The following is a 26,035-nucleotide window of genomic DNA, read 5'->3' as shown; positions in this document are numbered from 1 at the left end:
TGTTTTTGATTTTAATCGGGTTAATTTAATTAATTTTACTGTATTGATTGGCGTATTTTTGCATGTTTTTTCTGAAATAAATGACATATGTTGCTTTAAATTCTTATTTATGTCATATTTTTTCTGTTTTTTATTCCAAATACTCTTTATAGAATATTTTTAAAATTACCACTGTTATCTAATTGAAATGAATTGGTATGTTGAGTTAATTTGATTTCGTTAATCTGGAGTATTTATGACTAATTTGAGACCAGAATGGAAAAGTGTGATATTTGCAGTTCTTCTGCTTTTATTTATCTTTTCAGTAAATCCGGCATCTGCGGCTGGCACTGATCAGGTGACAGTGAAAAAAATTGCCGCAGACGGAACATCAGTTATCAAAGAGATGACTGTTGATGTGGATTATATGGAGAATAACCTCGACGTTCAGGGAGACGGAACAACACATTATTATATGCAGGGGCCTGTCTTTGAAGACGGTGAAGACGGATGGACTGGTGTCCATCCCGGTGAACCATATAATATGTGGAATCCCCGTGAGGATGTAAACTCTTATCCGATAAAGGATATGGGAAACGTAAAAGGGACCGACACAAAGGACCTCTGTGATCTTGTAGGCGGTGCATCCGAAGGAGATGAGATAGTATTTGTTGCATCTGACGGTTATTCCAAGAAGGTAGGGTATGATAATGTTTACAGTCCGGAAAGCCGGCAGGGAAAGATAGTTCTTGCCTGGTGGAAGAACGGAAGCTACTCTGGTGATGGTTACACTGATGGTATGAAAAATATATTCTTTGCTGATACATCTGTCAATGAGTGGGGCGAACACATATTCGGCAATCAGGATATGAATGCCACACTTGATGAGAAGTACTGGCACTATTTTGACGGCAAACCTGCAACAACAGGACTTGGTGTTAAAAATATCAACACAATTAAAATTCTGACAGACGAACCGGCACCCACTACAGATGTTATCTTTGACGGCAGTGTCGCACTTGGCGAAGGCACGGTTGCAATTGAATCCGTTGAAGGCAACAGTTATGATGTCAATGAATTAACACCACTTGGTGCACTCTTTACCGTTGCATCTGAAGAAAGCATCTCAGTAAATGTCACTGATAAGAAGTTTGAAACTATGGGCATTCTTCTTCTCAACGATATTAATGAATACCTCTATGTCAAGGGCGGAGATTCCTGGGTCTGCTACCTGAATGGCAATCTCCTTGATGACTACAGCAATCCTGCAACTGAAGGTCTTAATACCTGTCCGCTCTCTGTAGGCGATGAACTCCTCTTCCTCTACGGCGGGGATGGTGTTACAGAGGCAACAGCAACTGCAAAGGTTGCAATAACGGTTACTTCCGGCAGCAGCTGCGATACCATCTTTGACGGCAGTGTCGCACTTGGCGAAGGCACGGTTGCAATTGAATCCGTTGAAGGCAACAGTTATGATGTCAATGAATTAACACCACTTGGTGCACTCTTTACCGTTGCATCTGAAGAAAGCATCTCAGTAAATGTCACTGATAAGAAGTTTGAAACTATGGGCATTCTTCTTCTCAACGATATTAATGAATACCTCTATGTCAAGGGCGGAGATTCCTGGGTCTGCTACCTGAATGGCAATCTCCTTGATGACTACAGCAATCCTGCAACTGAAGGTCTTAATACCTGTCCGCTCTCTGTAGGCGATGAACTCCTCTTCCTCTATGGCGGAGATGATGTTACAGAAGAGACAGCAGTTGCAAAGGTTGCAATAACGGTTACTTCCGGCAGCAGTTGTGATACACTCTTTGACGGGACTGTCACACTTGGTGAAGGCACAGTTTCGGTTGAATCCATTGAGGGCACCAGCTATGATGTCAATGAATTAACGCCTCTTGGTGCACTTCAGACAGTTGCCAGTGAAGAAAGTCTGGCAGTCAATGTCACAGACAAGTCTTATGATGATAAAGGTATTCTTCTTCTCAATGATATCAATGAGTACTTCTTTGTCAAACATGAAAGTTCATGGATCTGCTCTGTAAACGGAAAAGTGCTTGATGACTGGGGTAATTATGCAACAGAAGGATTCAATATCTATCCACTTTCAGACGGTGACAAAGTCCTCTTCCTCTACGGTGGAGATGATGTAACAGAAGAGACAGCAGTTGCAAAGGTTGCAATTGAAGTGTCATCCGGAGAACCTTCTGTATGGGACCTCAGCCTCGCCGGAAAGAGTAATGTTACTCTTACAAAAAGTCAGTTTGAAGCAAAAGTTGTATCTCATGGCGAAGCTGAATTTACGGATGACAACGGCCTCTGGGGCGGACTTCCGCTGTATAAGATCGTAGGAATTGTTGATGACAATGATCCTGAGACATTCAATACAGCACTTGCAGCAGAGGGATATTCAATAAAAGTAACATCCGAAGACGGATATTCAATCAACTTTGAGAGCGCTGACATCTCTGAATGTGATGGTTATATCATGGCAAACTCTCTGAATTCAACAGATCTGCCGCAGACTATCGGAGAAAAAGAAAAGCCATGCTATCCTCTAAGGATGGTTGGAGATGACGTTGGTGCCGGCCAGTTAATCGGAGCTATTGTGTCCGTTGAACTTATCGGACTTCCTGAGCCTGTTGAAGGCTGGTCAATCTCAGTAAATGGGGTTATCAGCGATAAGATTTCACAGGCGGAATTTGAAGAGGGCAGCTGCCACAGAGAGACTTACACAGATCCTGACGGAAATGAATGGTCTGGTGTTCCGCTCTGGGTAATTGTTGCAGTATCTGACAATATTGAAAGCACAAACCACTGGACATTCAGTGATGCTGCGGCGGCAGAAGGCTACACTGTTAAAATTATTGCATCAGATGGCTTCTCAAGAGAATTTGCAAGTGCGGACATTGCGAGAAATGACAGCTACATTCTTGCAGATGAATGCAACGGAGAGCCACTGCCTGATACCGGAGATGATTCAGCATATCCTGTAAGACTTGTTGGATCACCACTCTGGAGTGAGGAGAAGGGCGGATTTTCAGGTTCTGCAATCGGACAGGTTGCAACCATTGATCTTGTAGGGCTAATTCCTCAGCCACCTGTTGCCGGATCGTGGAATCTTACCTGTGAAGGAAAGATTGGTGCAGTTATTACACAGACATATTTTGAACAGGGCCTTGCATGCCACCATGAGTCCACCTGGACAGACGCTGATGAAAATGTCTGGAGCGGTGTCCCGCTGTATGACTTCTGCGGATGGGTTGATGACAGGGTACCGCACGGTTCTTCCGGATTTAACCGTGGACTTGCAGAAGCTGGTTATACGGTTATAATCACAGCATCTGACGGCTATTCCAAAGAACTTGACAGCAGCCTTATTCTTGAAAGCAAGGATAATTATTCAGTTAAAATAATCGTTGCAAACAAATGCAATGGTCAGGCGCTTGAACTTCCGCCGGATGGTTCATGGCCGTTAAGGGTTGTCGGCCCTGGTCTTCCTTCAGCAAGTTACAGTATAGGTCAGCTTGCAAAGATCAAACTGACTGACTTTGAAGAACCAACAGATATTCCAAAACTAACAATTGTCAAGTATGGTGCAGATCACGTAACTGAAGTTGCAAATGTATCCGTTGACTACACAGATCTTATTGAACAGTTTGCCGTACATGGTGATGGGGAGACATTATACAAATTTGAAGGACTGTGTTTCCCTCCGGCAGACCCCTGGGATCAGAATGAGACATATCCCGGAGGATTTAAGATCACCGAACCTATGAAGGGAACTTCAATAAAGGATATATGCAGCCTTGCAGGAGGCATGAACGAAGGCACAGAGATTACTTTCATAGCAAAAGACGGCTGGACAAGCAAACTGTCATACGATGTGATCTACAACGATCCGTCAGAGGTCCCTGCACTCGGAACACCCGTTCTTGCATGGTATGGATATACCGGAGACGGCAATGAAAAAGGTGCAATGCCTTATTACGAAGATGGATTCAGGGTATTCTTTGATACAGAGGATCACATCTTCGGACAGTATGATATGTTTGAGACAATCCCGGCAAATTACTGGCATTACAACTCAGGTCTGCCGTCATGTGCAGGTCTTTCAGCCAAATATCTGAACAGAATTGAAATTCAGACTGTGCCGGACCCCACATGGAACCTTGAACTTGATGGCGCAATTAATGCAACAATCTCAAAGGGTTACTTTGAGGCAGCACTCGGCTGTACAATGGCACAGGGTGAGGAATCACACAAGGTAGAGTTCACTGACAACAGCGGAGATGAGTGGTCAGGAATGCCGCTCTGGCTTTTATGCGGATTTGTTGATGACGACAATCCACACACCGGCAAATCATACAACGAAACGCTTGCAGCAGAAGGGTATAATATTGTAATTACCGATAGTGATGGAAATTCTGTTACAATTGACAGCAGGCTCACCATCAAAAGCAGTAATTATATCATTGCAAATGAGATGAACAACCAGCTCATTGATCCGGCAGACGGGAACTGGCCATTAAAGCTCACCGGAGAAAATATTACCGAAACAGATTCAATCGGCAATATTACAGAAATTGAGCTAGTATTTGAGGATATGCCGGAGATCATAATTCCGGATGCCTGCATCTACAATAATGGCACTGTTACAATTCCTGTGTCAGTCAGGGATTTAGTGAATGCTTCAGGAGTTGGTGTCAGAATTAAGTGGAATCCGGAAATTGCAGACGTTGAATCTGTAACCTTTAACAGTACAGTCTTCTCAGGTTCATCCTTTTATGCAAATCTCACTGATGGCATTGTTTTTGTTTCAGTTACCAATGAAGATGGCATGACTTCTGAAGATGAATCACCAATCTTTGATCTGAATGTGAGAGCTTCACTGTTCAAAGCCGGATATAGCTGTCTCTTTGAAGTCGTAAGTGCTGAATGGAGCGACCAGTCCTTCCTGAATAATAAAATGTATGGAATGGACGGTACGTTTAAAATAAGGCAGAGAGGCGACTTTAACAGAAATGGTTATGTGGATATTGGTGACGTTTCCAACGTTGCATATATGATAGCAGGCAAAGCAACTGTAATATATCCGGAAGCGGACTTCAACGATAATGGAGAGGTCGATACCGGAGATGCAGCCAAGATTGCCTGGTATTACATAGGCAAACTGGAATACCTCTAATTTTTCATTTTTTAAGCGTAATTTATTTCTTTATCTGCCGGATAGCTGATGATCTCTGTACTGCTCAATTGGCCTATGTCATGGTCTTAACAGACGCAGTAAGATAATTATTTTGCCTGCCGGAATGATATTTGGATATGAATAAAGTTTTGGGGTTATTTATCTCCGGAATATTTCTTATTTTACTGTTGTCTGCCGGATGCACCGGCACTGGCAGCGGAGATGAAAGCACAGGTGCGGACCCGCAGACAGAAATTCCGGCTGAAATACCAATACCAGATGAAATGCCGGATCAATACGGGCCGATGAAGGAGAACTTCAGTGAGATAATATCCGGTGTAAATTCCGGGCTTGAAGCTGTAAAAAGCGATCTGAAATCCGGTGCAGATGCTGTTGCTGCATTTGGGCCGTCCTCACCCGAAACCGGGAAGGTTATCTCAGATTATCTCGTTAAACACCCGTATTCGATCTCTTCACTTGTATTTGATGAAAATGGGATTGTTGTGAACGCATATCCGGACAATTACAGAAATCTTGTTGGTATGGATCTCGGCAGAAAAGGGATTGTGGCTCAGGCACCGGACGACAGAAAACCGTACCTGAGCAGTTTTTTCCGGATGGAAGAGGGCTTTAATGCATTATCCCAGGGTTATCCGGTTTATGATAAAGACGGATCATATCCCGGTTCTGTTGATATGACCTATAAATCACAGGATTTCCTCGGCAGATATATTAAACCTGTAACTGACAGCACTGATTTTGATGTATGGGTTGTGCAGACTGACGGGACAGAGATTTATGACACTACTCCTGAAGAGGTCGGACGGAATCTCTTAACTGATGAATCATATCAGAGTGATGATATTCAGGCGTTTGTCAGAGGGGTTATTGATAACCGGAATGGCACAGGAAAATATTCGTTCTGGGATAAGGAATGGGCAAATCCTGTTGAGAAATATGCTCTGTGGGATACAGCAGGCATTGACGGCACTGAGTGGAGAATTGTTATAACGTGGAGTAAAGATGGTGGCAAATCTGTTATTTCAGATGATGTAACCTCACTGCCTGCCGGTGTTTCAGCAGAATATGAAGTGCTCAGGGAATATGTTCACAGTGCTGCTGAATTTGCCCGTAATTCCGGAAAAGTTGAGGCACTTGCGGAATTCAACGATATTAACGGCTCTTTCACAGACGGTGATAAGTATATCTTTGCCTATGAGATGGACGGGACTGTTATTGCACTGCCTTTCCAGAAGGCCCTTTTAGGCAGTGACAGATCTGAATCTGTTGATCCAAACGGTGCTGATTTCATCAATGGTATGATTGATCTTGCGGAAGACGGCGGGGGATATATATATTATGTCTATACAAACCCGTCACATGACTACAGGAAGGAACTGAAACTCTCATATGCTGAACCTGTGGATGAGAACTGGTTTGTCGGATCGGGAATTTACGTCCCGGACATACCTGTGAATTTCAGTGCAGATGATATTGAGAAACTTGTTCTGAGAGTAAAGTCTGCAAGGCAGTATGCACAGGATAATGATAAAGAGACCGTAATATCTGAATATAATAATATCTCCGGAAAATTCGCAGAAGGCGGCTCATATATATTTGCATATGAAACAGACGGCACAACGCTTGCACTGCCTTATCAGCCGGAATTAATCGGGACAAACCGCCTCAATTTCACTGATATCTATGGTGTGCCTGTCCTGAAACTTGAGATTACTGAAGCAGAGAACGGCGGCGGGTTTGTCTATGTGCAGTATCCGGACCCTGATTACAATGAGAGCAGATTTAAGCTCTGCTATGTTCTTCCGGTGGATGAGAACTGGTTTGTCGGATCAGGGACCTATACTGAAAGCATATGATTATGGATCTGCTGGTCCGAATTAAATTCCGGAAGTTTCTCTGCCGGAAATATGGTCGGTTATAATGATGTGGCGGATTATAATGATCTGCCATATTGCATATTTTCAGATGGCTGAATATTCATTTCCCTGTCAGTCTGTCTGAAAGTTATTCATTATTTCACCGGATTTTCCGGTTCAGAAATACAATAAATTATATCTCTGTTCACATCTATCCTCTAACTCAGGCAGTTAAATTATCATGACCGAAATTCTGACTCCGGAAATTGTGATAGTCCTTGCAGTACTTGCAGTTACAGTGATTCTTTTTGTAACCGAGGCCTTCAGAATTGATGTAACTGCAATGATAATCATGCTGTCCCTTGGCCTTTTAGGGATTGTAACTCCGGCAGACACATTTTCAGGTTTTGCCAGCAATGCAGTGCTGACAATTATTGCAATTATGATCCTTGGCCATGGTATTGAACGCACCGGAATTATGTTCGCTCTTGCTCATAAAATTGTGGAAACCGGTGGTGTCGGTGAGAAAAAAATAATTGCTATTATATCTTCTGTAGTAGGATTTCTCTCAGCCTTTATGCAGAATATCGGCTCTGTTGCCCTCTTCCTTCCGGCAGTTCTCAGAATTTCATCAAAGACCCGTATTTCAGTTTCACGCCTGATTATGCCTATGGGATTTGCGGCTATCCTTGGGGGCACTCTTACCATGGTTGGGTCATCTCCCCTGATACTGCTCAATGATTTTCTTATTCAGGGCGATCTTGAGCCTTTTGGTATTTTTGATGTAACTCCTGTAGGTCTGGCACTTCTCCTGACCGGAATACTGTACTTTCTGATTCTCGGTCATTTTGTGCTTCCCGAAGTTCAGGCCGGTAAAAGTACTTATGGCGGCCAGAATGAACTGATTGAGACCTGGGATCTTCCGGGTAGTATGCACCATTATTTTGTTCCTGATAATTCCCGGATAATCGGACTTAAAAGGGAGGACCTTCATCTGCTGAGTAAATATTCCCTCAATCTTCTTGCAGTCAGTACCGGGAGGGATATATTGTATGCACCCTGGCGTTATACTGTTTTTTCAGGCGGAGATATTCTCACATTTCTTGGTTTTGAGGAGGAATCAGACCGGTTTGCCTCTGATTACGGTCTTTTTAAGGCGGAAGATCAGAAAGGACTGACTGAGAAGATTGGGGACATAAATGCCGGATTTGCAGAGATTATGATCCGTCCGAGGTCGTCAGTTGCCGGAAAGACTATCAGGGAAATTGCCTTCCGGAAAACTTACGGGCTTGAAATTATTGTTATACTCTCTCAGACCGAGGAGAGGAGAAAGAAATTTTCAAATACATATCTGAAAACCGGAGATACTATTGTTGTTTACGGGCCATGGGATAAAATTGAGGCCATAGGGCATGATCATGATTTTGTCTCTTCTGTGCAGCCTGAGAATAAGTCTGTCAGGAAGGATAAGGGCCTTATTGCAGTGTCATGTTTTTTAGGCGCTCTTATGCTCTCATTTACTGGATTGTCTCTGTCTCTGTCTCTTTTTACCGGGGCAGTTGCAATGCTTCTGGCCGGAGTTGTTACGCCCGATGAGGCATACCGGGCAGTGGACTGGAAGATCGTTTTTCTTCTTGCAGGCATGATTCCGCTTGGGATTGCAATGGATAAGACGGGTACAGCTGCGTATATTGCAGAAAATCTTATGGTTCTTATTGGAGACAGTCCGGTGATTGTTCTGCTCTTCGCAATTGGAATTCTGGCCACTTTTTTCAGTCTGTTTATGACTAATGTTGCTGCAACCGTTCTCCTTGTTCCGCTGGTAATTATTATCGGCAATTCGACAGGAGTTGATCCAAGGGGGCTTGCTCTGCTTGTTGCAGTCTGTGTTTCCAATTCCTTTATTCTCCCCACACATCAGGTTAATGCTTTTCTGATGAATCCGGGTGGCTATCACAATTCCGACTATCTCAGGGCTGGTGGAATTATGACTGTACTGTTTCTGGCAGTTGCTGTCAGTATGGTTTATATATTATTCGTGTGACATTCTCATTCATAAGTTTAGGGGATAATTATGATCATAAAACAGTTTTTCATTGAAAAAATTGCCCACAGTTCCTATCTTATTGGTGGTAAAAGGGCATGTGCAATAGTAGACCCCTGCCGTGATGTTGACCGGTATATTGCTGCGGCAGAGGAAGAGGGCCTTAAGATAACCCATATTCTTGAAACTCATCTCCATGCTGACTTTGTATCCGGTCATATGGATCTTGCAGACATCACCGGCGCTGATATTTATGCTCCGGGTAACGGTAAATGTCAATTTGAGCATATTCCGGTTGGTGAGGGTTCATCTTTTTCTATTGAGGATATGGATTTTTATGTCCATGATACTCCGGGGCACACCCCGGACTGCCTTTTGTATCTTGTCTCTGACAGGTCCAGGAGTGATGAACCTGTGGTTGCATTCACCGGAGATACGCTCTTTGTGGGGGATGTCGGAAGGCCTGATCTATTTCCCGGAATGGCTGATGAGCTTGCAGGCCAGCTTTATGACAATCTTCACAATATCGTTGAAAAAATACCTGATCACTGTATAGTATATCCTGCCCACGGTGCAGGATCACTCTGTGGTAAGGCGATGGGTGCGATGAGGCTTTCAACAATTGGCTATGAGAAGAAGTTCAACCCGGCCCTCCGGATAGATGATAAGGAGAAATTTATCAGATCACTGACTGAGGATATGCCTCCTGCTCCTGATCATTTCAGCAGGTGCAGTGATATTAACAGGAGAGGGCCGGCTCTTCTGAGTTCGCTTCCAAAACTTGCTTCTCTTGTACCCGAAGATTTTAAGGAACTGATGGATGATGACGATATCATTGTTCTGGACATCAGAGATTATGCCGGTTTTGGCGGACAGCATATTCCGGGCAGTTATCATATTGACATCGACAGCAATTTCTCAACCTTTGCCGGATGGGTGATTCCGCCGGATAAGGATATTCTGCTTGTTGGTGATGATCAGAAGCAGGCAGAAGAAGCTGTGGTAATGCTCAGGCGGGTTGGTATTGACGGTCTTGTTGGGTACCTTAAAGGCGGGACTCATGCCTGGGCTATGTCAGGATTTGATACTGCACATATCCCGCAGCTGTCGGCACATGAGGTTGATGAGAAGATAAATTCAGATGGGTTTCTTCTTATGGATGTCAGGTCACCTGAAGAGTTTTCTGAGGGGCATATCTTAGGTGCTGTAAACGTTCCGGCTATGGATGTAAGGGAGAGATTTACTGAATTTGATCCGGAGATACCTGTCATCTGCATGTGCAGAACGGGGCATCGCTCAAGCCTTGCATGCAGTCTTCTGAAGCAGAGGGGTTTTACAGAGGTTTATAATGCTGCGGGTGGATTTACAGGCTATCTGTCGGCAGGATTTTCTGTCTGAAGGGAAAATTGATAGCGGTGACAGTTATTTTTTTCTCCGGAATTCCGGCTTAATATCCTGATTCCGGAGAATAATTCAGTTATCTTTTTTAATTTTCCTGCTCTTCCGGATCTTTACTTTTTTTCATGATTTTTCCGGTTTAGATCGCCCCTGACTGATTTGCCGGATTCACAACCGGAGCATTTTCAGGGAATAAAGATAATATCCCTTCCGGGTAATAGAATGATTATGGATATTAGCCCCTTTTATGATCTGATTTTACTTGTGGTTTACTTCTTTGAGTTTGTGGGCGGACTTCTGATAATATACGGGGGTATTCTTGCAACCGGAAAGGTTCTGCTGCATGAGTTTGGTAAAAAAAGCTATTTGTACAATCAGATTAGGCTGGAACTGACAGGAAAAATTGTATTCGGGCTTGAATTTCTGATCGCGGCAGATATTCTTGCAACGATAGTCTCACCTTCACAGGAGGAACTGATTATGCTTGCAGCAGTTGTTATAATCAGGACTGTTCTTGGATATTTCCTTGAAAAAGAGGCCCGTGAATTCAGAATTGAAGAGTCCGGGAGATAATTGGGCAGTGATATAAATGGAGTGGTCTGTATGATTTTTGTGAGACTGACAGCAGCATTATCTCCTGCATTTTTGACATAATTTAATTTTGATTTCCGGAATTATAGATACTTTTTTAAATTATAATATTGTATTATTGTTTTATCTGAATGATACGTATTCTTCTGGTTGATGACCAAAAATATATAATACTCAGCTTAAGGAAGTATTTTGAAAGAGATGAAAGGTTCTCTGTTGACAGCGCTTATTCAGTAAAAGAAGGGCTTGAAAAATTAAATACGGGTAATTACGATGCAATAATTTCAGATTATGTTATGCCCGGAATGAATGGGATTGAATTTTTAAAGGAAGTTAAATCTCAGTACCCGGATATGTTATTCTATATCTTTACAGGCCATGGAAGAGATGATATTGCGCTTGAGGCACTTGAAAACGGTGCTGATTATTATCTTGAGAAGGGTTGTATGACCTCTCCCACATTAAAGGCTTTTAAAAATATTATTCTGACAGGCGTTTCTAAGAATAAAGCGGTCAATGAATTAAAATACAGTAACAGAAGGTTTGGAGAGATAATTGAATGCCTTCCGGAAGCCTCCTTTGTAATTGATGAAAATAAATGTATCAGTGCATGGAATAAAAACATTGAATTGTTATCCGGGATAAGTAAACCGATTGTTCTGGGGAGATCATTATATGAACTGCTGGCTTCTGAAAATTCAGTTCTAAATGAGATTTTATCTCTTATTCCCGGTCACATAACAGATACAGAATGTATTATAAACAATCCTGCCGGGTTATCGGATGTTATCTGCGAACATAAGCGACTTAATTTTGCTTATGGTGGTAAGGGAGCAGAAGTAATTGTCAGAATTGCACCACTTGGAGAAAAATGTCCGTATTATGCAGGTTCTGTCATTACAGTTACTGATGTAACTGAAATGAAGGAGACGATTAATGATCTTGCTCTGTTAACGGAAAAATATCAGTTTATCTTTAATAATGTAAATTCAGCGATTTTTATTCACAGGTGGGGTGATGACAGCCGCCCTTCAGATATCATTGAAGTCAATGACGTTGCAGTCTCTGCTCTTGGATATTCACGGGAAGAACTTCTCTCAATGGTTGTTGGTGGACTTGATGAGGAATGCTGCCGTTATGATCTGCCGGAGATTTGTGAAAATATTGAGAAGTATGGAGAGGCTGATTTTGAGATGATACATGTCTCAAAGGATAAAAAGAAACTGCTGTGTGATGTCCATGCCCGTATTTACACAAACTGTGGGTTTAGATATGTAATTTCGGTTGTCAACTACAGGAAAGTCTATAGTGCAGAAAAAGGTTATGAGAGATAATTTTGTCTGCCGGAAATTTTCAGACAAATGAATATGCGGGCCACGGCCCTGTGAAACGGACAAAGTATCCATCTTTATTTGAGATCTCTTCTAAAAAGTCCCCAATTTTTTTGTAATCATTATCATCCGCCAGGCATGAGAGATTAAGCAGCATTATTTTTTCAGAATCGTTTGATTTTCTGCATTTATCCACCTTTACTGCGGATGAGATACTCTCTATTTTATCTGTATATTCATCTGAGAGCGAAACAAGTTTTTCACCCCGGATCTTCTCGTTGATCTGCTCTATTTTTTTATTGTACATATACTCAGCGCCGGCACCTTTATTCTTAATCTCTTCTCTGATTTTCATAATCTCTTCATTATCTTCAGGGTTGCCGGTGAGGGCTGAAGGCGTACAGAAGATCTGGATTCCATACTCTTTTTTTCCACTTAAAAAATCCAGTTTCTTCTTCAGTGAATGATATTCATCTGCAAGCCAGTCTTTCAGAACTTCTTCAGAATACTGAAGATCTGTGCCACATATAATTGTGTCAAATCCAAATGGCAGTACTGTCTCATATCTCTCAATGGCCTTATCAATAACATTCTGGTGGGTATTTACCCAGTTTGTTACAGTTTCCTGATTGTCACTCTGGTAAGGTTCCTCACTGCATTTATGCACAATTGCTGTAAGCGGGAGATTGTCAAGTGGTATGGTGTACACTGAACTTTCTTCAATGCCAATATTTCCAGGATTAAAATTATCCTGCCGGTTGGTTATTGCATACAGGTACAGAGCTTCTTTATTATTATTTCCATTATTATTGCTATTATAATTATTATTGTTGTTATTGTTGTTGTTATTGTTGTTGTTATTGTTGTTGTTATTGTCGATGGCTGTACTGTCATTAATATTTATATTTTCAGAATCAGATTTGGTAATATTCTCGGCATTTATATTCTTGTCATAAGGTCCGGTAATATCGTCATCAGTTTTTATATGATCATCAGCATTTATATTCTCATCATCTGATACGATTTCCGGATTTAAACCCTTATTCCCGTCTTTACTGCTGTTTACACGGCTGTCAGTGAGATATATGTTATTATTAAAATCATCATTTGTTGAGACATATTCATTTTTTCTGCTGATATTGCCGTCAGTGCCCTTATTGTCTGATTTATTTACTGAATTTATACCCGAAAAGATGACCGGATTATCTTCTGGGATATCCTCGCTTCTGGAGATAAAATTCATATCTTTCAGTGCATCAGTCTCATGCACTGCATTCAGTACCCGATTAAATTTCTCATTGATCTCTTTTATCTTATTTTTTTCAATTTTTTCTATTTCTTCAGATTTTTTTATTTTTTCAGATTTTATTATTTCTTCAGATTTTTCAGTCTTTTCCGGATTTGACCTCTCACCTTCATTTACGGCTGATGAATAGGTTTTCTGTATTAATGCCCGGAGCTGAGCAGCTGATTCTTTCCGGACGATCTCAATGATTTCAGTTTTTATCTCATCAAAGGATTTCTGCATCTCTTCTCTGACAGTCCGGGAGATAATTTCTTTTAACATTCTCCCTTCTGCTGAATAATCATAATTATCAGAATAATCTTCAGGACAATTACTGCTGTTATTATGCGTCTCATTATCAGGACAATTATCGCCGCCTGGCCGGCCATCCGAATTATTATTTCTCATCTAATCTCCTCAGGAATTTCCGGATTTAATATCTGATTGAGCAGATCATCGACAAGATCATCAAGACCATTACGAATCTCCGAAACCGTGTCAGTAAGATCATGCTCCACTTTTATCTCTTCAATTGCAATATCAAGTTCCATAAGTGCCTGTCCAAGACGTTCTATCTCATCGTCAGTCAGTCTGCCTGAGTCCATCCGTCTGATAGCCTGAATCCTTATTGCGTCACGTACAATCTCAATTACAGCTATAACTATTCCCAGAATGCCTGATTTAAGATTATCTTCGTCTATATCAAGGGCCATTTTGAATAATCTCAGTCATCTGTCATCTCAAAATTTGCTTCAAAAATTCCGTTAATGAATCTCTGTTCAATAAGTGCAACTCTGCCGGGGAGAGGAATTATCTTACGGTATCTTCTTGAACTGCTTTTTGCCTCAAGATTTATGGATTTTTCCTTGATCTCCAGTTTAATCTCATCCTCTGTAACTCCGGGAAGCTCAGCTATAACCCTGACAGAATTGTCATATTTTATGACATCGACAACCGGTTCAGTAAAACCGGGTTCTTTTTTCCTCTCCGGTGATTTAACTCTGCTCTCCTGCGACAGAGTTCTTATATTATAGCTGTAGGATACCTTTGGCTTTCCTGAATAACCATCCTGAATTCTTTTTTTAATTTCAATATCTGCTTCATTAAGTCTGCTTTCAAGTTCCGGTGCAGTCAGTTTCAGCCTGTTTACAAGCTTTCCAAGTCCGGGCATTATCTGGTCAATCGTCTCTTCAACAATGTTTTTATCCGTACTTTCTTCTGAATTTTCACTCTCTTTTTTCTCTTTATCTTCCATAACTTCCCCCTCCGGGCTGCAATTATTTGGTTCTCTGCTTAATTTTCCTGTACCTTTACCAACTGTAGGTTTTTACGTCCCATAATGGTTTTTCCGGATTGTCATATGATATTGATATCCGGAATTGTGTCGATATTACGGGCAGTTTTAGTTAACTTACTCTGAGATTACTGAAATTGTATGGCGGAGAAATAATATACCTGATATTTACCGCATCTCCGTATTTATTCTCCATATCGCTCAGTACTCTGTCAAACTCCGGTATTTTATCATTCTCAACCAGAAATGCACTGTTTAATACCATCAGTTTGTTTATGCTCCGGCATTTTATATCTGAATCAGCAATATTCTTAAGACTCCTGTAAAAATCCTCTGCAATCTTATTTCCTTTCTTATCAAACTCTTCTGAAACAATTCTGCCGATTTTAATCTTTATGTTATGGTTTAATTTATCGTTTTGATCCTTAATTCCGGCTGAGAAAATACGTATTTTTTCATTTTCATTGTATATATCCTCAATAAGTTTTTTTTCATTCAGTGAGACATTGACCCCAAGTTCAGTCTTACCCTTAAGGTTTCTGAATAATTTTTTAATGGCCGCGTAATTTTTCATTAAAAATGCTTTTATGTCCTCCTCAGTTGATGCCTGTCCAAAACCCATAGGAATTACCGGGAAATGCTTAGAGGCAGTCTCCACAACTTTTTCATGTACCATTCCGTCATCAAGTATTTCGTACTTTTCAGACCAGGCATCAGCAACAACGGCAGATATATCCTTATAATGAATGGAGTAGATCTCTTTTTTCTCCCTGTCATTCATCACAAAAGAATAATTTTTCCGGTTCGCAATAATACAGAATACATACTTGTAACGTGCTGTATTTATCCTTTTTTTTGCAGTAGTTCTCATTTTTAACCCTCTAAACTTTTACTGGTAAATTTCGGATGATAATCGGTCAGATGTTACTTTTATTAATTATTGATACATCGCATAATAATCCGTGCTGATGACTGACATCAAATCAGTTATATTATGTTTACTGCTTAGAATTCTTTCTTAAGCCACAACCTGATATATACTGTCTTCTTCTTTTCAACTTCAGCGATTCCGATCTCTGTACCCTCACATTCAAGCCCCGGTATTATATTAACCGGGGAAATCTCCTCAGTTTTACTGTGTGTCTTCACATCCGGAGATATCTTCATGATATTATCCGGGTAACTCCTCTTTCTGAAAGCTTTTTTTCTGAATCTCCATCTGTTCATAATACTCATTTTCCATCATCTCCGGTCATCATCTGATAATCTCTGTGACCGGTTTATAATCCGGAAATTAACCTGTACAATATTCATTTAATTCTGTCACTGCAGCAGATCAATGGCAGATTCATCTCCCGGAAAAATTTCGGATGCAAACTTTGCCACTGAATTTATACCTGCAATCTCTTCCGGAAATAATGGTGCGGTTATTATCTGCATTTTTGACCCGCATTTATCTATTGTCTCATCAATGTACTTCTTCTGCATTTTTCTTCTTTTACCGCAGAAGATGCAGTTGTTTTGAGGAGTGATGCCATTAATGATCAGCCTTTTAACCTGTATTTTATTCAGATCCAGTTCATTAATAAGTCTCACTGTTTCAGAGACTGAGAGAAATTCGGGGATCATAACAGGAATAAATTCTGTAATGTCCGGATTTATAAGCACATTCTTTATAGACTCAACTGATGACAGAAGTTCATTCAAAGTATTTTTGAGAATATCCTCAGATGTATCCATGTCAAACCAGACTTTTATGGTGTCAATTTTACCCGATATTTTAGAATTAAGGGTAATTCCGGCCTTTGCGTACTTTCCAATCTGATCAGGAAGATGAAGAAGACGCATGGTATGACCGGTTGGTGCGGTATCAAGGACTATTGCATCATAATCCTCAGAAAGCATATTCATGATATATGCCAGAAGAAACAGCTCTTCAACTCCGGGTGCTATCTCGTCCGGAATTATCTCTGTATCACTTTTTTTCACCGGAATTATGGATGATATTATTTTATAGAAGAGATCACCATAGGTGCTCTGGAACTCTTCTGAAAACTGTTCCGGTTTAATCTCAACAGCACTTAAATATTCATTGATCTCTGTAATTTCACCGCCGATCTCTCTTTGAAATATATCAGATACTGACGAAGCAGGATCAGAAGATATCAGCAGAACTTTCTTTTTCTTCTCTGCCAGATTAACTGATGCTGCGGAGGCACAGGTTGTCTTTCCAACCCCTCCTTTTCCGCCAAAAATAATCAGTTTAGTCTGTGAATCCTGAATTATTCTCTCAAAATCCTGTTTTAGAAGTCCATTGCCTGCCATATCTTCTTCTCTTTTCTGTTTTTCCGGTCATGGAGATCTTCCGGATAATAACCACTGCCTTTCATATCTTTGGCGGCAACATCTTTCTGTGCCGGCATTTCAGGACCGGGAGCTTTCAAATCCCCGTTATTTTATAGTGGGAGAGGTCATCTCCTGCGAAAGCGTATTTATTGTGAATGATAGCGTATTATCGGCCGGACTGCACAACCGGAGAAAGGCCACAATGATGTTTTATACCAAATGCACGCACTGAAGCAGCAGTGCGATGGTTGTTCATATATCCGTGACTCAGTCCGGGGTAGTTGTCAGATCTGAAAAGCCTTTTTTAAGCATTATTTCGGATGCGATAATATTCACAGTTCTCCCGTTTTTAAGCCTGATATCAATATGCCGTGCATTTATATTGCCTCTGTCAGCTTCCTCATTAATTCTGACTGATATGATGTCCTCATGTTTTATGTCCATAAACATTTCCGGAGGTCTGGCCCTGTAGTGAAGTATTCTCTTATCAGTCAGGCGGATTTTTCCGCTCTTCCATGTACCTGAGATTCCGTTACTATACCAGTATGAACCGGGAAATTCTGAGATTAATATCTCATCATCATTCTGTGAAAAAGGTAGTAATCCGGCGTTCTGTCTGTGATTTTCTCTTGCTGAGGCACGGATGGCCGAGTCCCAGTCATGCCACATGCCGTATGAAAGCATTGTCTCAACACTTGCCACAAGTGCATTTAACTGAATTGCAATCAGTGGAATGCCGGCCAGTGAAACTATTGCATCGGCATTTACTATCACACCCTTATCAAGAATCCGGTCAAGCAGATCTACAAGAGTTGCTTTGCTTTCACGCTCTGCTTCCATCATCAAGCATATTCCTGCCGTTTGCCTTCGCACTTACCCAGCCGCACCAGGGACAGCTCTCATTTAGTAACTCCTCGACAGGAACAGTTTTACCGCATTGTGGGCATGTCTCTTTTTCAACGATTGCATTATCCCATGCAGGTTTATTAAAATCTGTCCCGGCCGGAAAGCTGAGGCCGTACTTTGCTGCCGTTTCAAATGATGCAACCGATGCCCTGAGACTAATTCCAAGCAGTTCTATTCCGGCAATGGATACAGTGATGTCAGCATTAATGATCAGACCTTTGTCAAGAATCCGGTCAATTACATCAACAAGTGATGCCGGAGAATTGCTCCTTTGTGCTTCAAGCATTTGTTTTCACTTCCACAGATTTGCTCACTTAATATTCCTCAATCTGTTCTATTGACGTATCCCCTCTCTTTCTCATTCCTGTTCTTGACAGTTCACATATGTCCCCTTCTTCATCTACAAGAACTTCGTAAATGCCTAAAAGATCCATTGAGTCGGGTATGCCTCTCTTCTCAAGAAGTTCGATCTCAAGTCTGAGATTTTTCGTCTCCGGATCTCTGGTCATACCTGTAAGTGAGTTTATGGGCATGCCCGTAAATTCTGAGGTGTTTATTTTGGCATTCTCAATAATCTGGTTTAGTTTCATATTCTCAGTCCTGCATTGCAGCTGCAAGGCGTTCTCTTAGGTCTCTGTTTATCTGACTGTAATCTTCCTGATTAATATTTCCGTTCTCATACTCAAGGCGTATTTCAATTATCTTCTTTCTGATGGACTCTTCAGATAAGAGCAGCTCATCATCCACCTGTGCTGATATCTCTTCTAAGACTTTCATGCCAATTGTAAACGGAATTTTAAGGATGTCATCAACAATTAATACAATAATAATACCTCCATAATCTGTAAGATATTCATAGTCTTAGGTTTATAAAATCATATGGTGCTGACACAGTATAGTTTAAACTGACGGTTTCTGAGTATTTATCTTCAAGATCATTGACTGCCAGATCAAAATTTTCTTCATAAACTTTGTCCACAAGAAATGCTGCATTTAAAAACATATCATTGTTGAGGTTTTTATTAATTTTTACTCTGTCAGAGAAGGGTTTTAATTTTTTCAGAAATTCGTTTCCTGTACTGTCACTTCTTCTATCTATGGAATCTGATACCTTCTGTCCTATTTTAATCTTCATCCTGTGATTTTTAAGGTCATCCTTCCGGTTCAGATGGTTATGCATTATTCTTATCTGGTCATCAGAATCACACAGGTCCTTTAAAACCTGATCCATCTTCCATGATGCCTTTAAGACAAGTTCTCTCTTTCCGGAGTACTGCTGCATCAGAAGACCGAGGCGGTAGCTGTTCTTCTCCAGAAATGATAATATGGACACTTCTGATGAGATCTGTCCAAATCCCATAGGGATCAGGGGTGAATATTTCAAAACTTCCTCAACCACTGACTGGTGCATCACTCCGTTGTCAAGAATCTCATGTTTCTTATCTTTTGTTTCAGAAACTACAGCACAGACTTTTTTGCGTGACAGTGCTTTGATTTCAGTATCGTCAATGCCGGTTATCTCCGGCAGATTTCCGGCAGATTCTGAGGGTATTATACAGTAAACATATCTGTATGAGGCACTTTTTGGTGATTTTTTGGATGAATGCCTCATAGAGTTTCCAAAAGTTCCGGCTGTTTTTTTCCGGCCTGATCTCTTATCTGACCTTCTCTCAGATGACATGCCACTGTCATTCTTCTCTTCAGTATCCAATCTCGATCTCATCAAAAACACCTGTTTCATCTGATTCTTTTAGAGAATTCGTTCCTTTTTTCTCAGATTTTAATTTATCTGCTGAAGATTCTGTTTTTGGGATTTTTTCATTCCTTAATTTCTGAATCAGGCGTGCCTTTTCCTTCTGCTGAAATGCCTTCATAAGGGATTTCTGCATCTTTTCCATCTTTTTTTTGTGGTTTGCATCCTGTCTCATTATTTTTCTGTATTGTTTCTCAGGAATTGTAATTTCCCCGAATTTCTCTACAATTTCATCCTTTACCCGTTTTTCTCTGTATTTCGTCCTGCAGTTCACTCCATTTTTCCTGATAATATCAAGGCTTGATTTTACTCTTGTGCACATACCTGTTCACCTTAAATCCGGCACAGTTTTTTCTTCCTTAAATATGTCATTAAAAATGTCATCAATGACAATTTCAGGTTTCAGTCCGTTTTCATTATCAAGACCGATTTTTCGTGAAAGAACATCAAGGCATACTTCTCTGAATGATTCATCGTTAACGCCTGAGGTTGTCTTTGCTATAACTATTGATGACCGCAATGTTGGCGGAAATTCACATAAATCAGAATCCCTGAGTTTTCTTATAATTTTTACAATTATGTCTGCATCATGATATGACTGGCCGGATTTTGCCATTACTATCGCAATTTCTGTCTCTTTGTCGTAATAATCCATATCCAGAGTTATCATTCTGTCAATGAGGGCATCCTGTGAGCGGTAAACTCCGGCGTATTCTTCAGGATTGCTCGTAAAAATGGCTGAAAAGTCAGGATGAACTTTTAAAAAACTGCTGCTGTTTGTACGGCTTGCCATCCCCGGTATTGGAAGTACTCTCTCTTCAAGAACCGAGAGAAGTATATTATTTGCCTCCGGCCTTGATCGTGTAAATTCGTTGTAGATCAGTGTGAATCCATACCTGCATGCTGCTGTAAGTCTTTCATCGACCCATTGTTTTTTGTATGATTCGTCAACTTTTGTAACTCTTGATACAAACTTATCCACAACCATATGCTTACGATAACCCTGCTCCCCTCCTATAAATGACGATGTGCTGTATTCGTCATCACCATTTATAAGAATGACCGGACGATTGAGCAGGGATGCGACATGCATGGCAAGGGTTGTTTTTCCGCACCCTGTCGGCCCGGAATAATGTATTGGGTAGCCTGCATTAAGATATCTCAGTCCCCTTTTTGCCAGTAAATTTATAGCTTCTGTATGAACAAAACCTTTTGTCTGCCTGGGATTGATGACTGTGACTTTCTCTTTTCCTGTTGTTGTTTTTGAAACCATTATAATCAGCTTTCCCCTCAAAATCAGAAATTGGGCAGGATATTATCATCCTGTCCGTTTTGGCTTAAAATTAATCTCCTGCTCAGGCAGGAAAGTAATTGACATCTATTTTTTTAATCGACTCTTCGTCAAGCAGTTTCTTTGCAGGGCGGATCAGTTTCCTCCATTCAATATCGAGTTTATCTCCAATATCTCTCAGAGAAACTCCGTTGCCTGAATTCTGAATTGCATCGTATATTTTTCCGGTTAAATTCTCAAATTCGCTTTCATGAATTTCTTCGGAGTCTAAACTGCTCATCTCATCATCTGATAGTTCGGCTTCATCAACTGTCACATTCTTTGGATCTTTAGTATCTGAAGCTGTTTTTGGCTCAGGAATGTTAATCTCCTGTACGGCGATTTCTGCCTGAATTTTTACTTCCGGAGGGCCGGTCTCTCCACCGTGGCTGTACTGAATGTCTGTTGAATCTTCTGAAATGTCATATGCTGTATTTTTTATCCAGGCATTATGCATCCGGCTTCTTTCGTTATTATAACCATCCAGTTCAGTTTTAGCGTCATTTAACAGTTTATGAGTGTAATCTTTTAGCTCTGAGTTTGATACCGATATATCTTTTAATCTCTCTGAGATGTCTTCCATCAATGCTTTTGAAATGCTGATGCGATTTTCCCGGATTGATTTTCTCTCTTCTGCAGCCTCTTTTTTGAGCTGAATTTTCTCGTTTTTAAGATTTGTTCTTAATATTTCGGTTTCATCCTTCCTGTTATCCGAAACCCCTTTTATCATCTCTCTTGTCTCTTTTTCAAAATTTCTGATGTTATTCCTTAAGTCAGACAAGTCCTCTTTTAGAGTTTTCATCATAATTTTTCTGTTTTCCTTTCTTTCAGAGGTGAAACATTCAATGAGATTTTCCGTTCTGTCCCTGGACTCTTTTACATCACCCTTTAAACGTTTTTTTACCTGAGTCATCTCTTCTTTTAGTGCTTCTCCTTTCTCCTTCCTTTCAGAGTTAAAACATTCAATAAGATTTTCCGTTCTGTCCCTGGACTCTTTTACATCACTCTTTAACCGTTTTTTTACCTGAACCATCTCTTCTTTTAGTGCCTCTCCTTTCTCCTTCCTTTCAGCCGAAATTCCGGAGATCATTAGTTTAGTCTCTTTCCTTCTGTTCTCTGCTTCTTCTTTTCTGATCTCTGCTTCTTCTTTTCTGTTGATGGCCAGTTCACGTCTGTATTCTGATTCAAGATTAATTTCCCCACGCAAAAGAGCCATATCCTCAAAAATAGTCATTAGTAATCTCTCATAAATATGGGAAGTTGGGCCTATGCCGCAACTTCCTCGGCAAGAAGCCCTACTGCCTCTCCATATTTAATCCATGTTTCAACTGATGATATTACCACACGGGCTTCAACAGCTATCAGTTCAATTCCTACAAGGGATACGCGAACCCATGCATCAACTACAACTCCCTTGTCAAGGATTCTGTCCACAACATCCACAAGGCTTGAGGATGAATTCATTTTTTCTACCATTATTTATTCACTCCTTATTTACAGAGACCATCTGAACGTTGTCAAACATTCATTAGCTGATTTTTCTCCTAAATGACGGCCCCATAGAATGAAATGCTCTTCGAGGAGATATATCTTAATTGGTATTTCAGAATCTGTTTTAAAAAAAGGAATGAATTATTTTCTTATCTCGCTTAATGCAGAGTCTAAATGAGATTCCCGGATTATTAGATTGTCCAATTCATCATCACCGCCTGCAAATTCTTTAATTGCAAGGTGAGCAGCATTTTTGCATATGAACTCCAGTTCTGCACCTGAAAATCCTTCTGTCCGGCCGGCCAGAGAATTAATAGATATATTGCCGGCTAAAGGCTTATTCTTAAGGTGTATTGTTAGAATTTCAGTTCTTGCATCTTCGTCCGGCAGAGGCAGTTCCAGTACAAAGTCAAATCTTCCCGGACGCATGAGAGCAGAGTCTATAATATCGGGCCGGTTTGTGGCTGCAAGAACAATTACTCCTTTTAACTCTTCAATGCCGTCCATCTCTATGAGGAGCTGAGAAATAACCCGGTCTGCATTCCCATTGGCCTCACCTGCACTTCTTGCCGGTGCAATGGCATCAATTTCATCGAAGAAAATTATGCACGGCGCAGCCATTCTGGCCTTTCTGAATATTTCCCTGATTGTTTTTTCAGATTCGCCGAGATATTTTGAGAATATCTCCGGCCCTTTTACAGATATGAAATTTGACCCTGTTTTTCCTGCAACTGCTCTGGCAATAAGGGTCTTTCCTGTACCGGGAGGGCCGTGCATCATTATGCCTTTCGGAGGATTAACTCCTGCATAACGGTATAATCCGGGCCTCTTAACCGGAAGTTCAACCAGGTTTTTTATTTTCTCCTTTATCTCCGAAAGCCCGCCTACATCGCTCCATTTTACATCAGGCCTCTCAATAAATACCTCGCGAAGGGCAGAAGGCCTGACTTCAAGCATTGCTGAATTTATGTCATCATTTGTGATTACAAGTCCGGAGAGAATACTGTATGGAATATAATCCTGTGAAAAGTCAATCTCAGGCAGAATTTTTCTGAGTGCACACATTGCAGCCTCACGGCACAGTGCTGCTATATCTGCACCGACATATCCGTGTGTGGCTGAGGCGATCTCTTCTATTGCGACATCGTCCTCTATTGGCATGCCTCTCATATGTATTTCAAATATTTCCTGTCGCCCGTCTCTGTCAGGTATTGCTATCTCAATCTCACGGTCAAATCTTCCGGGTCTTCTGAGGGCCGGGTCGAGAAGGTTTGGCATGTTTGTTGCGGCTATTACCATAACCTGCCCTCTCTTCTGTGCTCCGTCCATCAATGCGAGAAGCTGAGCCACAACTCTCTTCTCTACCTGTTTTTCCCCGCCAAGTTCCTCTCTTTTAGGCGCTATACTGTCAATTTCGTCAATAAAAATTACAGCCGGAGCATTTTTCTTTGCTTCTGAAAAGATCTCCCTGAGTTTACCTTCGGATTCACCGTAATATTTACCCATGATTTCAGGGCCGGATATATAGATGAAATGGGCATTGACTTCGTTTGCAACCGCTTTTGCAATCAGGGTTTTGCCTGTTCCCGGAGGGCCGTAGAGAAGAACACCTTTTGGCGGATCTATGCCCACCTTTTCAAAGAGTTCCGGATATCTGAGTGGGAGTTCTGCCATCTCCCTGATCTTTTGCAGCTGCGGCCTTAAACCGCCTATATCTTCATATGATGTGAAACCGCGTTTTTTTTCCGGTTCTTTAGATGTCTGCCCTCTGATTCTGATTATGGTATTTTCATTAACCACTCCTGCGTCCGGATGGGCATCCTCAATATGAAATGTGATCTGCCTTCCAAAAACAGCAAGTCTTACCATGTCATCCTTCTGAAGCGGGTATCCTGAAAGAAGGCTACAGTCAATGTCTTTTCCGGATGTTGATTCAAGTGGTTTTAGTACTGCCATGTCAAGAGGCGGTATTTCTGTTCTTTCAAGAGTGACGGTCTCATTGATTCCTGATTTTATGTTGGTCCTGATTATGCCGTCTATCTGAATGCTGCCGTCCATCCCGTCTTCCGGATATGCAGGAAGTGTCCTGGCATAGGCAGAGCGTCCTCCTTTAATATTAACGATGTCCCCCGTGTTCAGACCCAGTTCTGCCATTATTTCCTGATTTATACGGGCTATGGCTCTTCCAACGTCACGCGGACGTGCCTCTTTAATAGTAACTTTCATTTATCCTCCGTTCAGAATATGTGCATATACCTTTGCAGTGTCCTCTCTTCTCTTATCAAGAGTTATTTTTCCGGTTTTTGTTGGGGTGTAGATCTTTTTATTCCCGCTCTTATGGGTGCTCAGAACATCTTCATACTCCAGTTCCAGGAGATAAGAATAAACTCTTGTCATAGGAATTATGACTCCAAAACGGGTCTGTATCTCTCTGATGATATCCAGTCCCGACATTGGGCGGTTTAGAAGGGATATTATTACTGTGTCAAGTGATTTTCTGATTACATCTTCCACAATATTCTGATCAACCATATTCATCAGATTCTCAGAATCGCCCGGATTGTTTCTGCCGATAGGAAATGAGATGAGATGTTCGTCATTTGTCTCCATTATCACTCTTGGAATCTCTTTTGAAATCCTGCTGATCTCGCTGGCTTTCAGACTTTTAATATTAAATGCATATATTCCTGAAATCGGGAATGACTGCTCTTTTTTCTCATGGATTATATTTTTGAGCAGGATTATATTTTCAATCTCTTTTACTTTGGAGAAGTCAAAGAGGAATCTGAATGCCATCAGTGAGTTTGATTTATATATTCTGTCACAGCATTTTTCAATCGATTCTATGAGATTGTCTATACCGTTTCGTAACTCAAAAATTTCCATCCTTCTCTGCTGAATGTCTTCGTTAAATCTCGTTAATATCTGTGTATGGTAAAATCCGTACAGGCAGAGTTCTGAATTTGTAAGTCCGTGCTCAAGTCCGCTTGTAAAAATCGAGTATTTGTCAGCACTGTCGCCATAAAAATAAAGGATGTCTTCACTGAAAAAATCATTCAGTAGTATAATTTTTTTGTTTAATTTCTGATTTACATTCTCTCTCATATCCCCATGACCCCCGGAATTATGATATTATGTAGTATTTTACATACTGGTGCAGTCAATATTTATATCTATCTTACAGTCTTCAGCTATCTTTATTTGAGCATCTGATGC

Annotated in this window: 23 protein-coding genes; 6 read left to right on the top strand and 17 right to left on the bottom strand. The window is 40.9% G+C overall.

Translation table 11 applies throughout. From position 1 onward, the window contains the following. The first annotated feature begins 235 nt into the window (after nucleotides 1-235). From L6E24_RS02795 to L6E24_RS02770, 6 genes are all read left to right on the top strand, one after another. Nucleotides 236-5,173, top strand: coding sequence for a hypothetical protein (locus L6E24_RS02795; protein WP_257743202.1), 4,938 nt, complete (start codon nucleotides 236-238; stop codon nucleotides 5,171-5,173). A gap of 137 nt (nucleotides 5,174-5,310) precedes the next feature. Continuing rightward, on the top strand, nucleotides 5,311-7,050 hold the full coding sequence (locus L6E24_RS02790) for a cache domain-containing protein (RefSeq protein WP_257743201.1): 1,740 nt from the start codon (nucleotides 5,311-5,313) through the stop codon (nucleotides 7,048-7,050). Nucleotides 7,051-7,291: 241 nt separating this feature from the next. Continuing rightward, nucleotides 7,292-9,094, top strand: a complete 1,803-nt coding sequence (locus tag L6E24_RS02785; protein WP_257743200.1) for an SLC13 family permease — start codon at nucleotides 7,292-7,294, stop codon at nucleotides 9,092-9,094. Between the two features lie 30 nt (nucleotides 9,095-9,124). Next, on the top strand, nucleotides 9,125-10,492 hold the full coding sequence (locus L6E24_RS02780) for an MBL fold metallo-hydrolase (RefSeq protein WP_257743199.1): 1,368 nt from the start codon (nucleotides 9,125-9,127) through the stop codon (nucleotides 10,490-10,492). 222 nt (nucleotides 10,493-10,714) lie between these two features. Further along, on the top strand, nucleotides 10,715-11,065 hold the full coding sequence (locus L6E24_RS02775; protein WP_257743198.1) for a DUF1622 domain-containing protein: 351 nt from the start codon (nucleotides 10,715-10,717) through the stop codon (nucleotides 11,063-11,065). Between the two features lie 149 nt (nucleotides 11,066-11,214). Next, a complete protein-coding gene (locus tag L6E24_RS02770; RefSeq protein ID WP_257743197.1) occupies nucleotides 11,215-12,417 on the top strand; it encodes a PAS domain-containing response regulator in 1,203 nt (400 codons plus the stop codon). 19 nt (nucleotides 12,418-12,436) lie between these two features. Here L6E24_RS02770 and L6E24_RS02765 read toward each other — a convergent pair whose 3' ends face one another. The 17 genes from L6E24_RS02765 to L6E24_RS02685 all read right to left on the bottom strand — a co-directional run bounded on the left by L6E24_RS02765 (nucleotide 12,437) and on the right by L6E24_RS02685 (nucleotide 25,924). After that, nucleotides 12,437-14,107 carry a GvpL/GvpF family gas vesicle protein gene (locus L6E24_RS02765; protein WP_257743196.1) on the bottom strand — a complete coding sequence of 557 codons (1,671 nt, stop codon included), beginning with the start codon at nucleotides 14,105-14,107 and terminating at the stop codon, nucleotides 12,437-12,439. Beyond that, nucleotides 14,104-14,412 (bottom strand): gas vesicle protein K, encoded by a 309-nt coding sequence (locus L6E24_RS02760; protein WP_257743195.1) that lies wholly within the window; start codon nucleotides 14,410-14,412, stop codon nucleotides 14,104-14,106. The genes L6E24_RS02765 and L6E24_RS02760 overlap by 4 nt, the downstream gene beginning before the upstream one ends. 11 nt (nucleotides 14,413-14,423) lie before the next feature. Further along, nucleotides 14,424-14,954 (bottom strand): Hsp20/alpha crystallin family protein, encoded by a 531-nt coding sequence (locus tag L6E24_RS02755; protein ID WP_257743194.1) that lies wholly within the window; start codon nucleotides 14,952-14,954, stop codon nucleotides 14,424-14,426. Between the two features lie 151 nt (nucleotides 14,955-15,105). Continuing rightward, nucleotides 15,106-15,864, bottom strand: coding sequence for a GvpL/GvpF family gas vesicle protein (locus L6E24_RS02750; protein ID WP_257743193.1), 759 nt, complete (start codon nucleotides 15,862-15,864; stop codon nucleotides 15,106-15,108). A gap of 134 nt (nucleotides 15,865-15,998) precedes the next feature. Next, entirely contained in the window at nucleotides 15,999-16,229 is a 231-nt protein-coding gene (locus L6E24_RS02745) for a hypothetical protein (protein ID WP_257743192.1), read from the bottom strand. Between the two features lie 87 nt (nucleotides 16,230-16,316). Then, nucleotides 16,317-17,318, bottom strand: coding sequence for an ArsA family ATPase (locus tag L6E24_RS02740; protein WP_257743191.1), 1,002 nt, complete (start codon nucleotides 17,316-17,318; stop codon nucleotides 16,317-16,319). Between the two features lie 288 nt (nucleotides 17,319-17,606). Beyond that, a complete protein-coding gene (locus tag L6E24_RS02735; RefSeq protein ID WP_257743190.1) occupies nucleotides 17,607-18,182 on the bottom strand; it encodes a gas vesicle protein in 576 nt (191 codons plus the stop codon). Next, nucleotides 18,163-18,531 (bottom strand): gas vesicle protein, encoded by a 369-nt coding sequence (locus L6E24_RS14820; protein ID WP_308219140.1) that lies wholly within the window; start codon nucleotides 18,529-18,531, stop codon nucleotides 18,163-18,165. The genes L6E24_RS02735 and L6E24_RS14820 overlap by 20 nt, the downstream gene beginning before the upstream one ends. Before the next feature lie 28 nt (nucleotides 18,532-18,559). Further along, nucleotides 18,560-18,835, bottom strand: coding sequence for a gas vesicle protein GvpO (gvpO, locus tag L6E24_RS02725; protein ID WP_257743189.1), 276 nt, complete (start codon nucleotides 18,833-18,835; stop codon nucleotides 18,560-18,562). 4 nt (nucleotides 18,836-18,839) lie between these two features. Continuing rightward, nucleotides 18,840-19,022 (bottom strand): hypothetical protein, encoded by a 183-nt coding sequence (locus L6E24_RS02720; protein WP_257743188.1) that lies wholly within the window; start codon nucleotides 19,020-19,022, stop codon nucleotides 18,840-18,842. A 76-nt stretch (nucleotides 19,023-19,098) separates the two neighbouring features. Next, a complete protein-coding gene (locus L6E24_RS02715; RefSeq protein WP_257743187.1) occupies nucleotides 19,099-19,968 on the bottom strand; it encodes a GvpL/GvpF family gas vesicle protein in 870 nt (289 codons plus the stop codon). Beyond that, entirely contained in the window at nucleotides 19,946-20,320 is a 375-nt protein-coding gene (locus L6E24_RS02710) for a hypothetical protein (RefSeq protein WP_257743186.1), read from the bottom strand. Before L6E24_RS02710 ends, L6E24_RS02715 begins: the two co-directional genes overlap by 23 nt. Before the next feature lie 6 nt (nucleotides 20,321-20,326). Beyond that, nucleotides 20,327-21,271 (bottom strand): gas vesicle protein GvpN, encoded by a 945-nt coding sequence (gene gvpN, locus L6E24_RS02705; protein WP_257743185.1) that lies wholly within the window; start codon nucleotides 21,269-21,271, stop codon nucleotides 20,327-20,329. Between the two features lie 82 nt (nucleotides 21,272-21,353). Continuing rightward, entirely contained in the window at nucleotides 21,354-22,562 is a 1,209-nt protein-coding gene (locus L6E24_RS02700; RefSeq protein ID WP_257743184.1) for a hypothetical protein, read from the bottom strand. 32 nt (nucleotides 22,563-22,594) lie between these two features. Then, nucleotides 22,595-22,804 (bottom strand): gas vesicle structural protein GvpA, encoded by a 210-nt coding sequence (gvpA, locus tag L6E24_RS02695; protein WP_257743183.1) that lies wholly within the window; start codon nucleotides 22,802-22,804, stop codon nucleotides 22,595-22,597. A gap of 156 nt (nucleotides 22,805-22,960) precedes the next feature. Further along, the gene (locus L6E24_RS02690) at nucleotides 22,961-25,045 is read right to left on the bottom strand and encodes a CDC48 family AAA ATPase (protein WP_257743182.1); all 2,085 of its coding nucleotides are present in this window, start codon (nucleotides 25,043-25,045) and stop codon (nucleotides 22,961-22,963) included. Continuing rightward, entirely contained in the window at nucleotides 25,046-25,924 is an 879-nt protein-coding gene (locus L6E24_RS02685) for a PadR family transcriptional regulator (protein WP_257743181.1), read from the bottom strand. Nucleotides 25,925-26,035: the final 111 nt, after the last annotated feature.

It is taken from the genome of Methanoplanus endosymbiosus (assembly GCF_024662215.1).
Taxonomy (GTDB): Archaea; Halobacteriota; Methanomicrobia; order Methanomicrobiales; family Methanomicrobiaceae; genus Methanoplanus; species Methanoplanus endosymbiosus.
Note: the sequence above shows the minus strand (reverse complement) of the source record. Positions and strands in the feature narration are given on the sequence as shown.